Consider the following 13,590-nt stretch of genomic DNA (forward strand, 5'->3'; position numbering starts at 1 on the left):
CTGCTATAGGAGGGGCGATGAAGCGCCGCCACCCTTACCCGCAACTCTGGATGATGACCGACGAACGGCAGGGCGACGCACTGTTCGCGGCGGTCGCGCATATGCCACGCGGTGCGGGCGTGATCTTCCGGCACCATGCCACCCCGATGGCAGAACGACGCATTCTGTTCGATCGGTTGCATGCACTGTGCCGGCGTCGCGGGGTGATGCTGTTACTCGCCGGCGACGACGCCAACGCGCGTCGGTGGCGCGCTGACGGGAGCCACCATCGCCACGCGGGCCCGCCCCGCATCGGCACCGCGCCGGCCCATGATCTTCGTGAATTACGCGCGGCCGAGCGATCGGGCGCGGCGCTGATCCTGATATCGCCTGTCCACGCCACCCGATCGCATCCCGGCGCGCCGGCGCTTGGGCAGATGCGGTTCGCGGCGCTTATGCGGGCGACGCGGACGCCGGTGCTGGCATTGGGCGGGATGGATGCGAAGCGCGGGCGGATCGCGATCCGTCTGGGTGCTTATGGATGGGCGGCGATCGACGCCTGGACCCGCTGATCAGAAGCGGAAAGCGGTGCCGACGTAGAGCGCCTGGCTGTCGAGGCGCTGATCATTGCCAAGATCGAGCCGCTCGCGCTGCGACTTGTAGCGCAGGCCGCCGGTAACCTCGAGATTCTTGGTCACCGAATAGGAGCCACCCAGATCGAGCGAGAGGCTCTGATCGATTCCAGCGATCCGCGTCTGATCGTTCGAAGCACGCTCGGCGCCGAACAGCAGACGTGTGCTCCACTTGTTGCCCGAATAGCTCAGACCCAGATCCGCGATCTCGCGGCTTTCGGCGATCAGGCCGCCATCGACCCGGGCGACATCGCCAGCGAGGGCGAAACGCTTCCAGCCCACCGAAGCGCCGAGGCTGTATGCCGAGGGTTCGAGGCCAGTAACCGTCGGGCTGAGCGACGCGCCGCTGCGGGCCGCGAACTTGGTATTGCGCGCGCGCACCGCCACGGTGACGGCGCGGCGATTGCCGCTTCCCGAAGGCGTGAACCGGAATCCGGCATCATCGACGTCGAGGCCTGCCTGCGCGAGCGACGCCGCGCGGGCTGGATTCGATGCGGCGGGGGTGAAGAAACCGATATTTGTGCGCTTGCGGACGATCTTGACCTTGGCGTCCGGCTGCTTCGACAGGGCCGGTGATACAGGCGCAAGCAGGAACAGCGACGCGGCCGCAGCGGCGCCAACCAGTCTTGCCGTGATCCCCCTGATCGTCATTGCCTAAAGGACTCGCCTGATCGGACTCGTCTTATCGTTCCGCCGCGCTTAGCACGCACTTTCGCGCGAAAGCCAGCCGCCGGATTCCGAATTCCGCACCCTGTTGCACATACTCCACAACCCGCATCCGCGCGCATGGTTGCGGGGCCGACGCGCCCGCGCTCTTGCGGGGGCGCAAGGAGCAACTATAACGGCGCGACATCGAGATCCCGAGGACGTTCCGCGCATGAAAATCCAAGCCCGCACCGCGATTGCCATTGCGCTCATCGCAGCCCTCGCCGGCTGTGGCGGCGGCGGCAAGAAGAAGGTGCGGACCGCATCCGACATCGCGGCGGCCAAGACCACCACGATCGGCGTCAACGCCTATTTGTGGAAGGCATCGCTGGAAACCCTGGCGTTCATGCCGCTGCTGCAGACCGATTCGAACGGCGGCGTGATCGTGACCGATTGGTATGTGAATCCCAATCAGCCGGCCGAGCGCATGAAGCTGACCGTCACCATCCTCGACGCCGATCTGCGCGCCGATGCGGTGCGCGTGGCGCCGGTGCGCCAGGTGTTGCAGAACGGCCAGTGGGTCGACGCCTCCGTCCAGGCTGCGACCGCGCAGAAGCTGGAAGACATCATCCTCACCAAGGCGCGCGATCTGCGCCGCGTGACTGTCGGGGGCTGATCGCCCCCACCACTGACAGATTTCGGAAGACCAGATGAACGCGCGTTTCAACCATGTGAAGGCGGACGCGCATTGGCAGCGCGTGTGGGAAGAGCAAGGCAGCTTCCACGCCGACGATACCAGTGCCAAGCCCCGCGCCTATGTGCTCGAGATGTTCCCCTATCCGTCGGGGCGCATCCACATGGGGCACGTCCGCAACTATACGATGGGTGACGTCCTTGCCCGCTTCCGGCGGATGCAGGGGCACGAAGTGCTGCACCCGATGGGGTGGGACGCGTTCGGCATGCCCGCCGAGAATGCGGCGATGGAGAAGAAGGTCCATCCCGGCGACTGGACCCGCGCCAATATCGCGGCGATGCGCGGGCAGTTGAAGCGCCTGGGCTTCGCGCTCGACTGGAGCCGCGAACTCGCGACCTGCGAACCCGATTATTATGGCCAGGAACAGGCTTTGTTCCTCGATCTCTATGCGGCGAACCTCGTCTATCGCAAGGAATCCGCGGTCAACTGGGATCCGGTCGATATGACCGTGCTCGCCAACGAACAGGTGATCGACGGGCGTGGTTGGCGCTCGGGCGCGCTGGTCGAACGGCGCAAGCTCAGCCAGTGGTTCCTCAAGATCACCGACTTTGCCGACGATCTGCTCGACGGCCTCAAGACGCTCGACCAGTGGCCCGAAAAGGTCCGCACGATGCAGGAAAACTGGATCGGCAAGTCGCAGGGCATGCGCTTCCGCTTCGCGCTGGATCGGGCCGTCGGCGACATCGACGGGTTCGAAGTGTTCACGACGCGCCCCGATACGTTGTTCGGAGCGAGCTTCTCCGCCATTGCCGCCGATCATCCGATCGCGCAGGCGCTGGCCGCGAACAATTCCGAACTCGCCGCCTTCATCGAGGACTGCAAGCGCACCGGCACCGCCGCCGCCGAGATCGAGACCGCCGAAAAGAAGGGCTTCGACACCGGGCTTTCGGTCACACATCCGCTCGATCCGACATGGAAGCTGCCGCTGTTCGTCGCGAACTTCGTGCTGATGGAATATGGCACCGGCGCGGTCTTCGGCTGCCCGGCGCACGACCAGCGCGATCTGGATTTCGCGCGCAAATATGCGCTGCCCGTCACCCGCGTCGTCGCCCCCTCGCCTGAGGAAGCCGACGCGCCGATCCATGACGAGGCCTATGTCGGCCCCGGCAGGATCGTGAACTCGCGCTTCCTGGACGGCCTGTCGGTCGACGAGGCGAAGGCGGCGGTGATCGCGCGCGGCGAAGGCGAAGGCTGGGGCACCGGCACGACCGTGTGGCGCCTGCGCGACTGGGGCGTCTCGCGCCAGCGTTACTGGGGCACGCCCATCCCGATCATCCATTGCGAGAGCTGCGGCCCGGTCGCGGTGCCCAAGGCTGATCTGCCAGTGGTGCTACCCGAGGATGTGAGCTTCGACATTCCCGGCAACCCGCTCGATCGCCACCCGACGTGGAAGCATGTCACCTGCCCGTCGTGCAATGCGCCGGCAGTTCGCGAGACCGACACGCTCGATACCTTCGTCGATTCGAGCTGGTATTTCATTCGCTTCGCCAGCCAGCCAGACGACCAGCCATTCGACCGCGCGACGGCCGAAAAATGGATGCCCGTCGGCCAGTATATCGGCGGGGTCGAGCATGCCATCCTCCACCTGCTTTACGCCCGCTTCTGGACCCGCGCGCTGGAGCGGATCGGTAAGATCGGCGTCAAGGAGCCGTTCACGGGCCTGTTCACGCAGGGTATGGTGACGCACGAAACCTATAAGGATCCCGCCGGCCAGTGGCTGAGCCCCGAGGACATCTCCAACGGCGTCGTGACCGCGACCGGTGAGCCGGTGACGGTCGGCCGCATCGAGAAGATGTCCAAGTCCAAGAAGAACGTCGTCGATCCGGGTCCGATCGTCGATCAATATGGTGCGGACGCGGTACGCTGGTTCATGCTGTCGGACAGCCCGCCCGAGCGCGATCTGGAATGGACCGAGAGCGGGATCGAAGGCTGTTGGCGCTTCATCAACCGGCTTTGGCGCATCACTGAACCGGGTGAGCCTGCGCAGGGGCAGGACAAGGATCTCGATCGCAAGCTGCACCGCGCGATCGCCGGCATCGCCGCCGATATCGATGCGCTCGGCTTCAACCGCGCCGTCGCCAAGCTGCACGAACTCACCAACGCGATCGAGAAAGCATCGCCTTCCGCGAGCCGCGACGCTGCCGCGCGGGCGCTGGTGCGGCTCGTCGCGCCGATGGTCCCGCATCTGGCCGAGGAAGCCTGGGCGCGGCTGGGAGAAACCGGCCTGATCGCCGACGCCCTGTGGCCCAAGCATGATCCAGCCTTGCTGGTCGACGACGAGGTCACGATCGCGCTACAGGTGAACGGCAAGCTGCGTGATACCCTGGTTGCCCCCAAGGGCACCGATCGCGCCGCGCTGGAGGCTATGGCGATGGCATCGGACAAGATCGTCCGCTCACTCGAAAGGGCTGCGCCCAAGAAGGTGATTGTCGTGCCCGATCGTCTGGTGAACATCGTCATATGAAGCAGCTTCGCCCCCTCCTCCTCGCTCTCCCGCTTCTGCTCGGCGCGTGCGGGCTGCGACCGCTTTATGGCGGCGGCGAGGCGGGATCGACCGCGTCGGCGCTCACGGCAGTCGAGGTTGCGCCCATCGAAGGGCAAAGGGGCTGGTTGGTTCGCACCGCCTTGAACGACCGGCTCCATCATCGCGACAGCGCCTATCGATATCGGCTTGAGGTCGAGCTCGACGATTCTATCACCGGCTTCGGTATCCGTCGCGATAGCGCCGTGACCCGTGAACGGCGCCAGCTGCGCGCACGCTATCGGCTGGTCGATGTCGGCACGGGTAGCGTGATGCTCGACCAGACGGCATCGGCAGACGCCGGCATCGACGTCGTAAGCTCGGAATATGCCACCGTCGCGGCGGAGCAGACCGCGCTTGAGCGGCTCAGCACCGCGCTCGCCGATCAGATCGTCGCCCGCATCGCGACCTACCTGCGCCGCCAGGGCGACCGCGCCGCATCCAGCGGCCCCTGAAGGCCGAGGCGTGAAAGCCAACGCCGCGCAGATCGCTCGCGCGCTCGACGGCGCCGATCCCGCCTATCGGCTGTTCCTGCTCTACGGTCCCGACGAGGCCGGATCGCGCGATCTCGCCGCGCGCTTGCCGAAGAAACTCGGCGCCGACGCCGAACGCATTGATTTCACCGGATCACAGCTCAAGGCTGACCCTGCCCTTCTCGCTGACGAGGCCGCCTCGATCTCGCTGTTCGGCGGTGCGCGTCATATTCGCGTGGAGCCCGCGGGCGACGAGATTGTCGAGGCGGTCGATGCCCTTCTGGAATCGAACTCCGCCGGCAATCCGGTGGTCGTGATCGCGGGCAATTTGCGCAAGGATTCCAAGCTGGTGAAGCTCGCCCTTGCAAGCGATTCGGCGATGGCTTTCGCCAGCTATGCGCCTGAGGGCGTGAAGGCCGATCAGGCTGCGATCGAGATCGCCCGTCCGCTGGGTGTCCAGCTGCATCCCGAGGCTGCGCGGCGTATTGCCGCCGCCACGGGCGCCGATCGCGCGCTGATGGCCCGCGAACTCGAAAAGATCGCTTTGTATATCGACGCTACACCCGAGGCCCCTCGCCCGGTCGAGCCGCAGGTTCTCGACGCGATTGCGGCCGCGATCGACGAAAGTGATATGTCGGCGGTGATCGACGCGGCGCTTTCGGGCCAGGTCGCCCGCGCAAGCGAGGAACTGGCGCAGATCGGCGATGCCGAAGGGATACCATTGATCCGCGGTCTGCTACGCCGCCTGGCCCAGATTCAGCCGCTGCGCGCCGAAGTGGACAGTGGCAAGACGGTGCAGGCGGCGATGGCGTCCGCCGGGCGCGGCATCTTCTGGAAGGATCAGGATCTGCTGGCGGGCATGACGGCGCGCTGGTCCTCCGATGCCATCGCGACCGCCACCCTCCGCCTCGCCGCCGCTGAGCGCGAACTCAAGCGCAGTGGCACCGCGGGATTTGCGTTGGTCGGCGAGGAAGTGATCGCTATCGCCCGAGCCGCCGCCGCGCGACGCTGAGACCGCTCAGATGGGTTCGCCGCTAAGCCGCTGACAAACGAGGTCGAGCTGGTCGAGCGTCGAATAGCCGATCACGACGCGCCCCCCTTTTCCCTGATGCTCGATCTGGACCTTGAGACCCAGAATATCGCCCAGGTGGCGTTCGAGCGCACCGATATCGGCGTCCGCGCTCTTATATTCGATCGGCACTTCCGATTGGCCGCGCTTGGCCGGCGGACGGCCGCCGCGCGCGAGCTTTTCGGTTTCGCGAACGGAAAGGCCGCGCTCGACCACTTCACGGGCAAGCGCTTCGGGGTCAGGCGCAGTGATCAGTGCGCGCGCGTGACCCATGTCGAGCGTGCCGCTCGCTACCATCACCCGCACGCTCTCGGGCAGTTCGAGCAGGCGGAGCAGATTGGCGATATGGCTGCGCGATTTGTTGACGAGCTTGCCCAACGCCTCCTGCGTATGTCCGAACTGCTTGGTAAGCCGCTGATATGCTTCGGCTTCTTCAATCGCGTTGAGATCCTGTCGCTGGATGTTCTCAATGATTGCAAGCTCGAGCGTCTGGACGTCGTCCAGTTCGCGCACGATCACAGGAACCTCGTGCAAGCGCGCGCGCTGGGCCGCCCGCCAGCGGCGTTCGCCGGCGACGATCTGATAGCCATGACCGCGCGGGCGGACGACGATCGGCTGGATCAGTCCACGCGCGGCGAGCGACGCCGCCAGTTCATCAAGCGCATCATCATCGAAATGGCGGCGCGGCTGATCGGGATTGGGGCTGATCGAGGCGATCGACAGCATCTGAACCCCTGCAGGACGATGCGCATCGGGGGCGACCGGCTGCTCGCGTTGAACCTCGCCGAGAAGGGCCGAGAGCCCGCGTCCCAGTCCGCGCTTGGGCGCCTCGCTCATCGAATATCTTCCTTCCCGAACTTCATAGAATGTGCGAACCGCTTCACGCGGCCTTTGCAGTCTTGGTCAGCCGCGTGATGCATTCGCGGGCCAGGGCGATATAGGCTTCCGACCCCGGGCAACGGTGATCGTAGATCAAAGCTGGCACGCCGTGGCTCGGTGCTTCGGACAGCCGGACATTGCGCGGGATCACCGTTTCGAACACGACATCGCCCAGTACCGCGCGGACATCGGCCGCGACCTGCTCCGAGAGGCGATTGCGGCGATCATACATGGTGAGCGCAACGCCCAGGATCGACAGCTGCGGGTTGAAGCGCGCGCGCACCCGCTCGATCGTCTGAAGCAACTGGCTCAATCCTTCGAGCGCGAAGAACTCGCACTGAAGCGGCACCACCATCATATTCGCCGCCACCAGCGCGTTGACCGTGAGCAGGCCGAGCGACGGCGGGCAATCGATCAGACAGACGTCCCACTGACCTTCCGACGGCGCCAGCGCCTCGTGCAGGCGGTGCGTGCGACGCTCGACCTCGATCAGTTCGATTTCCGCGCCAGACAGATCGACCGTCGCCGGGACGATATCCAGCCGTGGTACCCGCGTCGGGATCGCGGCTTCGGTCAGTGTCGCGTCACCCCGCAGCAGCTCGTAGCTCGATCGATCGCGTTCGCTGTTGTCGATACCCAGGCCGGTCGAGGCGTTTCCCTGCGGATCGAAATCGATGAGCAGCACGCGCCATCCGGTCGCCGCGAGCGCGGTCGCGAGGTTGATAGCGGTCGTGGTCTTTCCCACCCCACCCTTCTGGTTCGCGATCGCGATCCGGATCATCGACGTCCCTTCGGCTGAACATGGTCCGCGACGATGATCGCCGCTTCCGGATCGGTCACGCTCGGCACGACCCGGAAATCACCTTGCCACGAAGTCTTAACGGCTTCCAGTTCCTTGGCAGCTCCGCGCCCTTTTGGAAGCACCCAAATCGTCTCTGGTTTGGAAAATCGGTGTGCGATCGGGAGCAGACGATCGAGGGGTGCGAAGGCGCGGGCGCTGATCGCGGCAAACGGCTCACTGGGAACCGTTTCCAATCGCGAACCGACCACCCGGACATTTGCGAGATTAAGCCGACTGGCAACACCGATCAGAAAATCCACCCGCTTCCGCCGCGATTCGACGAGCACGACAGGCATCTCCGGGCGCATTGCCGCGATCACGAGCCCCGGAAAACCCGCTCCCGACCCGAGATCGATCCAGTTCGACGGCATATTGACGTGATCGAGAAGCTGGACAGAATCGACGATGTGCCGAGCGAAGAATTGGTCGAGCGTGGATCGCGCGACAAGATTCTGATTCTCGTTCTCCGTCGCAACGAACTCGCGCAGGCTGTGAAGTGATGCAAGTGTTTCACGTGGAACATCACCGCGCGCATCGAGCCAATCAAGCGCTTCCTGTTCGGTCATGCCGCGCGCCTGGCATGAAGCATGATCGCGGTGAGAGCCGCAGGCGTTACCCCCCGGACCTGCGACGCACGGCCAAGATCAGCCGGCATCGCCTTGTTCAGACGTTCTATCATCTCGTTCGAAAGCCCGCCTACTGATCGATAGTCCATGATACGATCGAGCCGTAACTCGCTGTCCGCACGAAGTCGCGCCAGTTCCTGCTCCTGGCGCTCCACATAGGGCGCGTAGCGCGCATCCTGGCCAAGCTCTGCGATAACGTCATTCGCAACCAACGGGATATTGCCGACGAGCGTCGCGATGTGCGAAGGCTCCACCTCAGGAAAACGTAGCCAGTCCCACCCGCTCCGGCGGACTCCGCTATCGTCCTTGAGGTCAGCGCCTGCGGTGCGCAGGTCCTTCGATGACATGTCAGATTCCTGCCATATCGTGCGAAGCGCTTCGCGTTGCGCCTCATGTTCCACGTGGAACATACGCCTATCGTTAGAAATGAGGCCGTTCGACAAGGCCCAGCCTGTCAGCCGCGTCCCGGAATTATCCGCACGAAGCCGCAGGCGATATTCCGCGCGGGCGGTAAGCATACGATATGGCTCGGTCACACCCTGCAAGGTGAGATCGTCGATCATCACGCCGATGTAGCTCGTCGCGCGATCCCAAAGAACGGGCGACTTACCCAAAGCGAAAGCCGCAGCATTCGCGCCAGCGACCAGACCCTGCGCCGCTGCCTCCTCATAGCCCGTCGTACCGTTCAGCTGGCCCGCGCAATAGATGCCGCCCATCGCGCGCAGACGAAGATCCGGATCCAGCGCCCGCGGGTCGATATGATCATACTCGACAGCATAGCCTGGGCGAACGATCTCGACCGACCGAAGACCCGCCATCGATCGGAGCATCGCGCGTTGAGTGTCCAGCGGCAGCGATGTCGATATGCCATTTGGGTAGATCAGATGATCGTCGAGCCCCTCGGGCTCCAGGAAAATCTGATGCCCATCTCTATCACCGAAGCGCAGCACCTTGTCCTCGATCGAGGGGCAATAGCGCGGACCTGACCCCTCGATCGCACCCGAGAAAAGTGGTGAGCGATCGAGACCGTCCCGGATGATATCATGTGTTGTCGTGTTGGTCCGCGTGATGAAGCACGCCAGCTGCGGTAACCGCCGCCCTGCCGTCATCGCCGAGAACGTCCAACCGTCCTCGTCCGACGCCTGTCGCTCCAGCTGCGCCCAATCGATCGTACGGCCGTCGAGCCGAGGCGGCGTTCCGGTCTTAAGACGCGCCATAGGAAGATCGAGTTCGCGAAGCTGCGCCGCCATGGCGGTGGCGGCCCGTTCTTCAATCCGCCCTCCCTCGATCGAATCGAGGCCGAAATGGAGACGCGCGCCTAGAAAGGTCCCCGTCGCAAGAACAACGGCGCGCCCCGTCAGCCGTCGCCCATCTTCGAGTTCGACGCCCTCTACCGCGCCAGCCCGGACGATCAAACGACTCGCCATGCCCTCGACGATCTGCAGATTCGGTTCAGCCGCGAGCGTCGCCTGGACAGCATCGCGATAACGAAGGCGGTCCGCCTGCACGCGCGGCCCCTGAACGGCGGCGCCCTTCGACTTGTTGAGCATGCGATGGTGGATCGCGGCCGCATCAGCCGCGCGCGCCATCAGGCCGTCGCAGGCGTCGACCTCACGAACGAGATGCCCCTTGCCAAGGCCACCAATTGCCGGGTTGCACGACATCGTGCCGATCTGATTGCGATCCATACTGAGCAGCGCCACATGCGCACCCATTCGTGCGGCGGCCGCAGCAGCCTCTGAGCCGGCATGGCCGCCGCCCACGATGATCACGTCGAAGTCCATGGCGTCCGCTATCGCAGCGCGGAGATTCGGTCAAAGCGTTCCACGTGGAACATCATTTGCCGATGCAGAAAGCTCCGAACAGCGCATCGAACATCGCCTCGGCCCCCGCCCTACCCGTCAGCGAATCGAACGCACCGCGTGCGACGCGAAGCGACTCGGCCTGCAACAAAGGATCGCCCGCACTCAAGGCGTCGGCGATCGCGTCGCTCGCTTCAGCGATCAACGCGGCCTGCCGTGTGTTCAATGCGGCCTCATCGGGACGCGGCGTCAGCTGCTCCGCTCTCGCTACTAATTGCGCGGCAAGCGCGTCGAGTCCGTCCCCACTGTGCGCCGACAGCGCGAGATCTATATCGTCGCCATGTGATCGAACGTCCGATTGTGCGCCGAGCCGCAGCGCCCCGGCCGGAGCCTGCGCCGGTTCGCCCAACCATAACACGACATCGGCCGTCGCAACCGCGCGCCGCGCCCGATCGATACCGATCAACTCAATCGCGTCGGCGCTATCATCGCGCAGGCCCGCCACATCGATCAGGACAAAGGCATGCCCCCCGATCTGCATCGGCGCCTCGATCATATCGCGCGTCGTTCCCGCTATCTCTGAAACGATCGCCGCGTCCCTCCCGAGAAGCGCATTGAACAGCGACGATTTGCCGGCGTTAGGCGGACCGGCCAGCACGACGCGGATGCCATCGCGAAGGCGCTCCGCGCGCGGACGGCTCAGCCAGCGCTCAAGTTCGCCGCGCAGGCCGACCAGGTCACGACTAATGTCGACGCCCTCCCCCACATCGTCTTCACCCGAGAAATCGAGCACAGCCTCAAGCCGCGCCGACAACGCCAACAAGGTCGCCTGCCACGCGTCTACGGCACGGCTCAACATCCCCTCGTGCATCAGCAGCGCATGGCGCCTCTGTGCCTCCGTCTCCGCTCCGAGGAGATCACCGAGTGCCTCCGCCTCGATCAGGTCGATGCGGCCATTGAGCAACGCCCGACGAGTGAACTCGCCGGCTTCAGCAGCGCGCAGACCCGGCTGCGCAGCAAGGCAATCCAAGACGGCCGCGATAACCGCCCTGCCACCGTGCACGTGAAACTCGGCCAAATCCTCGCCGGTCGCCGTCGCCGGCCCCGGAAACCACAACAGCAGCGCCTCATCGAGCAATCGCCCATTGCCGGGATCGACAAGCCGGCGCAGCGCGGCGCGGCGCGGCGGTGGCAGTGGCCGGGCTGTCAACGCTGTTATGACATCGCCTGCATGCTGGCCGCTGACGCGCACCACGCCGATCCCTGCCGGCGGCATTCCACTCGACAGCGCGAAGATCGTGGATGTTGGGAAGGCCCCGGTGTCGGGACTATTTTGCCGACGTTCCGGCACGACTGATCTGGTCAAGCATCGAGCGCCACATGGACATGCCCGCTTCGCCCATCGGCATCCATTGGCCGATCATGCTCTGCAATGCATCCGGGGTGATCCCCTCTTCCATCATACGCTTCATCTTATCGGTATAGGCATCGTGGATCGCCGTCATGTCGGGCAAGCCCATCAGTCGCCGCGCTTCTTCCGGCGTGCAATCGACGTCCACCGATACCTTCATCGCCGCTCCGATCATAAGACATTGAAACGACGCAAGGCCGCGTTAGGCTTATCGCAGGCATGCCGCTTGCGCACAAGCGAGCCGACTCATCGCGGTGCTAGTGCCCACAAGGAGAAATTCCATGGGAAAAACTATCGATATCAATGCTTTGGATGGATCTATCTTTCCTTGCTATCTTGCCGAGCCCACCGATGCACCCCGCGGCGCGATCATCGTGATCCAGGAAATCTTCGGCGTAAATCCGGGGATACGCGCGAAAGCCGATGAATGGGCATCACACGGATATGTCGCACTCGCGCCTGATCTGTTCTGGCGTATCGAACCCGGGATCGAGCTCAATCCCGATGTCGAGCCAGAGATGCAGCGCGCTTTCGAACTGTTCGGCCAGTTCGATCAGGCGAAGGGGATCGAGGATATCGAAGCTACGATCCGCGCCGCGCGCAAGCTGGCCGATGGCGGCAAAGTCGGTGCCGTAGGTTACTGCCTCGGCGGGCGCCTCGCTTATATGACCGCCACGCGCACCGATGTTGACGCGAGCGTCGGCTATTACGGCGTGGGCATAGACGGCCTGCTCAACGAATCGCACGCGATCGCCCATCCGCTGATGCTGCACATCCCGACCTCCGATCACTTCGTCGATGCCGATGCGCAGAAGGCAATGCACGAAGGGCTCGACGATCATCCCAAGGTCACGCTCCACGACTATCCCGGCCTCGATCACGGTTTTGCGACCACGTCGGGCAACCGTCGCGACGATGCCGGTGCGAAGCTTGCCGACGAACGCACCGCGGCCTTCTTCGCCAAGCATATCGGATGAGCGAGTGGCGCCTTTCGGTCGCGGCCTATGGCGGTCCTGAAGCGATTGCACGCGAGGATCTCGGCGCGTTGCAACCCGGCCCAGGCGAGGTGCTGGTCCGGCATCGCGCGATCGGGGTCAACTTCATCGATACCTATCATCGCACCGGCCTCTATCCGGTGCCGCTGCCAGCGGGGCTCGGGGTCGAGGCGGCCGGCGTCGTCGAGGCTCTCGGTGAAGGCGTCCAGGGATTGCGGATCGGGGAGCGCGTTGCCTATGTCACGCGTGTTCCCGGCAGCTATGCCACCGCGCGTACAGTCCCCGCAGGCGAGTTGATCAGCCTTCCCGACTCCGTAACCGACGATCTCGCCGCTGCAGCCTTGCTCAAGGGGCTGACAGCCGAGGCGCTGATCTTCCGATGCGCACGTGTCGATAAGGGCGCCACCGCGCTCGTGCACGCCGCCGCGGGCGGTGTCGGCCAGATTCTCGTTCAATGGCTTCACGCTGTCGGCGTTACCGTAATCGCGCATTGTGGATCGGTCGAGAAGGCGGCAATCGCACGATCGATGGGCGCCGACCACGCGCTGCACTGCGGGTTCGACACCCTGGCGGAAGAGGTCCGCGCTCTCACCAATGGTCGCGGCGCCGATGTCAGCTTCGACGGCGTAGGGGCAGAGAGCTGGACCGCCTCGCTCGATGCCCTCGCCCGGCGCGGCATGATGGTGACGTTCGGCAATGCCTCGGGGCCGGTGCCGCCCTTCTCGCCCCTCGAACTGTCACGGCGCGGGTCGCTGTTCGTCTCCCGGCCGACCCTGTTCGACTATATCGTCACGCCCGAGGAGCGGCAGGTGGCGGCCGATCGGCTGTTTACCGCACTCTCAGACGGCACGGTGAAGATCACGATCGGCAAGCGTTTCGCGCTGATCGACGCGGCCGATGCGCATCGCGCACTCGAGGCCCGGCAGACCACCGGATCGACACTGCTGATCCCCTGAAACGAAA

The 13,590-nt window shown here is 64.7% G+C and carries 14 protein-coding genes; 7 read left to right on the forward strand and 7 right to left on the reverse strand.

Translation table 11 applies throughout. The features are described from left to right. Positions 1–17: 17 nt before the first annotated feature. The gene (locus FYJ91_RS15615; protein ID WP_149523166.1) at positions 18–551 is read left to right on the forward strand and encodes a thiamine phosphate synthase; all 534 of its coding nucleotides are present in this window, start codon (positions 18–20) and stop codon (positions 549–551) included. Here the strand turns inward: FYJ91_RS15615 and FYJ91_RS15620 are convergent, their stop codons facing one another. Next, a complete protein-coding gene (locus FYJ91_RS15620) occupies positions 552–1,262 on the reverse strand; it encodes a porin (RefSeq protein ID WP_149523167.1) in 711 nt (236 codons plus the stop codon). A 226-nt stretch (positions 1,263–1,488) separates the two neighbouring features. Between FYJ91_RS15620 and FYJ91_RS15625 the strand changes: the two genes are divergently transcribed. The 4 genes from FYJ91_RS15625 to holA are packed head-to-tail and all read left to right on the forward strand — an operon-like array spanning position 1,489 to position 6,016. Then, positions 1,489–1,932 (forward strand): DUF3576 domain-containing protein, encoded by a 444-nt coding sequence (locus FYJ91_RS15625; RefSeq protein WP_149523168.1) that lies wholly within the window; start codon positions 1,489–1,491, stop codon positions 1,930–1,932. Positions 1,933–1,966: 34 nt separating this feature from the next. Further along, on the forward strand, positions 1,967–4,474 hold the full coding sequence (gene leuS, locus FYJ91_RS15630; RefSeq protein WP_149523169.1) for a leucine--tRNA ligase: 2,508 nt from the start codon (positions 1,967–1,969) through the stop codon (positions 4,472–4,474). Further along, a complete protein-coding gene (lptE, locus tag FYJ91_RS15635; protein WP_149523170.1) occupies positions 4,471–4,986 on the forward strand; it encodes an LPS assembly lipoprotein LptE in 516 nt (171 codons plus the stop codon). Before leuS ends, lptE begins: the two co-directional genes overlap by 4 nt. Positions 4,987–4,996: 10 nt before the next feature. Further along, entirely contained in the window at positions 4,997–6,016 is a 1,020-nt protein-coding gene (holA, locus tag FYJ91_RS15640; protein ID WP_149523171.1) for a DNA polymerase III subunit delta, read from the forward strand. Positions 6,017–6,022: 6 nt separating this feature from the next. On the opposite strand, the gene FYJ91_RS15645 is transcribed toward holA, so the two are convergent. From FYJ91_RS15645 to FYJ91_RS15670, 6 genes are read right to left on the reverse strand one after another with little or no spacing between them, the layout of a single operon-like run. Then, positions 6,023–6,910 carry a ParB/RepB/Spo0J family partition protein gene (locus tag FYJ91_RS15645; RefSeq protein WP_149523172.1) on the reverse strand — a complete coding sequence of 296 codons (888 nt, stop codon included), beginning with the start codon at positions 6,908–6,910 and terminating at the stop codon, positions 6,023–6,025. Positions 6,911–6,953: 43 nt separating this feature from the next. Further along, on the reverse strand, positions 6,954–7,733 hold the full coding sequence (locus tag FYJ91_RS15650; RefSeq protein WP_149523173.1) for a ParA family protein: 780 nt from the start codon (positions 7,731–7,733) through the stop codon (positions 6,954–6,956). Further along, positions 7,730–8,359: a 16S rRNA (guanine(527)-N(7))-methyltransferase RsmG gene (gene rsmG / locus FYJ91_RS15655; protein ID WP_149523174.1), complete on the reverse strand. Its 630-nt coding sequence runs from the start codon at positions 8,357–8,359 to the stop codon at positions 7,730–7,732. Before rsmG ends, FYJ91_RS15650 begins: the two co-directional genes overlap by 4 nt. Then, positions 8,356–10,203 carry a tRNA uridine-5-carboxymethylaminomethyl(34) synthesis enzyme MnmG gene (gene mnmG, locus FYJ91_RS15660; protein ID WP_149523175.1) on the reverse strand — a complete coding sequence of 616 codons (1,848 nt, stop codon included), beginning with the start codon at positions 10,201–10,203 and terminating at the stop codon, positions 8,356–8,358. The genes rsmG and mnmG overlap by 4 nt, the downstream gene beginning before the upstream one ends. A 52-nt stretch (positions 10,204–10,255) precedes the next feature. Next, the gene (mnmE, locus tag FYJ91_RS15665) at positions 10,256–11,572 is read right to left on the reverse strand and encodes a tRNA uridine-5-carboxymethylaminomethyl(34) synthesis GTPase MnmE (RefSeq protein WP_281290622.1); all 1,317 of its coding nucleotides are present in this window, start codon (positions 11,570–11,572) and stop codon (positions 10,256–10,258) included. After that, positions 11,550–11,807, reverse strand: a complete 258-nt coding sequence (locus FYJ91_RS15670) for a DUF6489 family protein (protein WP_149523177.1) — start codon at positions 11,805–11,807, stop codon at positions 11,550–11,552. Before FYJ91_RS15670 ends, mnmE begins: the two co-directional genes overlap by 23 nt. Before the next feature lie 106 nt (positions 11,808–11,913). Here FYJ91_RS15670 and FYJ91_RS15675 point away from each other — a divergent pair, with 106 nt between their 5' ends. Both FYJ91_RS15675 and FYJ91_RS15680 read left to right on the forward strand, forming a co-directional pair. After that, positions 11,914–12,609 (forward strand): dienelactone hydrolase family protein, encoded by a 696-nt coding sequence (locus FYJ91_RS15675; RefSeq protein WP_149523178.1) that lies wholly within the window; start codon positions 11,914–11,916, stop codon positions 12,607–12,609. Further along, positions 12,606–13,583, forward strand: coding sequence for a quinone oxidoreductase family protein (locus FYJ91_RS15680; RefSeq protein WP_149523179.1), 978 nt, complete (start codon positions 12,606–12,608; stop codon positions 13,581–13,583). Before FYJ91_RS15675 ends, FYJ91_RS15680 begins: the two co-directional genes overlap by 4 nt. The last annotated feature ends 7 nt before the right edge of the window (positions 13,584–13,590 follow it).

Origin of the sequence: Sphingomonas montanisoli (genome assembly GCF_008274695.1) — a bacterium.
Taxonomy (GTDB): Bacteria; Pseudomonadota; Alphaproteobacteria; order Sphingomonadales; family Sphingomonadaceae; genus Rhizorhabdus; species Rhizorhabdus montanisoli.

Bases quoted from the DNA above. Each gene is read 5' to 3' on its own strand.
- FYJ91_RS15650 (WP_149523173.1), bottom strand. From the start codon at position 7,733: ATGATCCGGATCGCGATCGCGAACCAGAAGGGTGGGGTGGGAAAGACC.
- FYJ91_RS15645 (WP_149523172.1), bottom strand. From the start codon at position 6,910: ATGAGCGAGGCGCCCAAGCGCGGACTGGGACGCGGGCTCTCGGCCCTT.
- FYJ91_RS15620 (WP_149523167.1), bottom strand. From the start codon at position 1,262: ATGACGATCAGGGGGATCACGGCAAGACTGGTTGGCGCCGCTGCGGCC.
- FYJ91_RS15670 (WP_149523177.1), bottom strand. From the start codon at position 11,807: ATGATCGGAGCGGCGATGAAGGTATCGGTGGACGTCGATTGCACGCCG.
- FYJ91_RS15680 (WP_149523179.1), top strand. From the start codon at position 12,606: ATGAGCGAGTGGCGCCTTTCGGTCGCGGCCTATGGCGGTCCTGAAGCG.
- FYJ91_RS15675 (WP_149523178.1), top strand. From the start codon at position 11,914: ATGGGAAAAACTATCGATATCAATGCTTTGGATGGATCTATCTTTCCT.
- FYJ91_RS15625 (WP_149523168.1), top strand. From the start codon at position 1,489: ATGAAAATCCAAGCCCGCACCGCGATTGCCATTGCGCTCATCGCAGCC.
- mnmG (WP_149523175.1), bottom strand. From the start codon at position 10,203: ATGGACTTCGACGTGATCATCGTGGGCGGCGGCCATGCCGGCTCAGAG.
- leuS (WP_149523169.1), top strand. From the start codon at position 1,967: ATGAACGCGCGTTTCAACCATGTGAAGGCGGACGCGCATTGGCAGCGC.
- FYJ91_RS15615 (WP_149523166.1), top strand. From the start codon at position 18: ATGAAGCGCCGCCACCCTTACCCGCAACTCTGGATGATGACCGACGAA.
- lptE (WP_149523170.1), top strand. From the start codon at position 4,471: ATGAAGCAGCTTCGCCCCCTCCTCCTCGCTCTCCCGCTTCTGCTCGGC.
- rsmG (WP_149523174.1), bottom strand. From the start codon at position 8,359: ATGACCGAACAGGAAGCGCTTGATTGGCTCGATGCGCGCGGTGATGTT.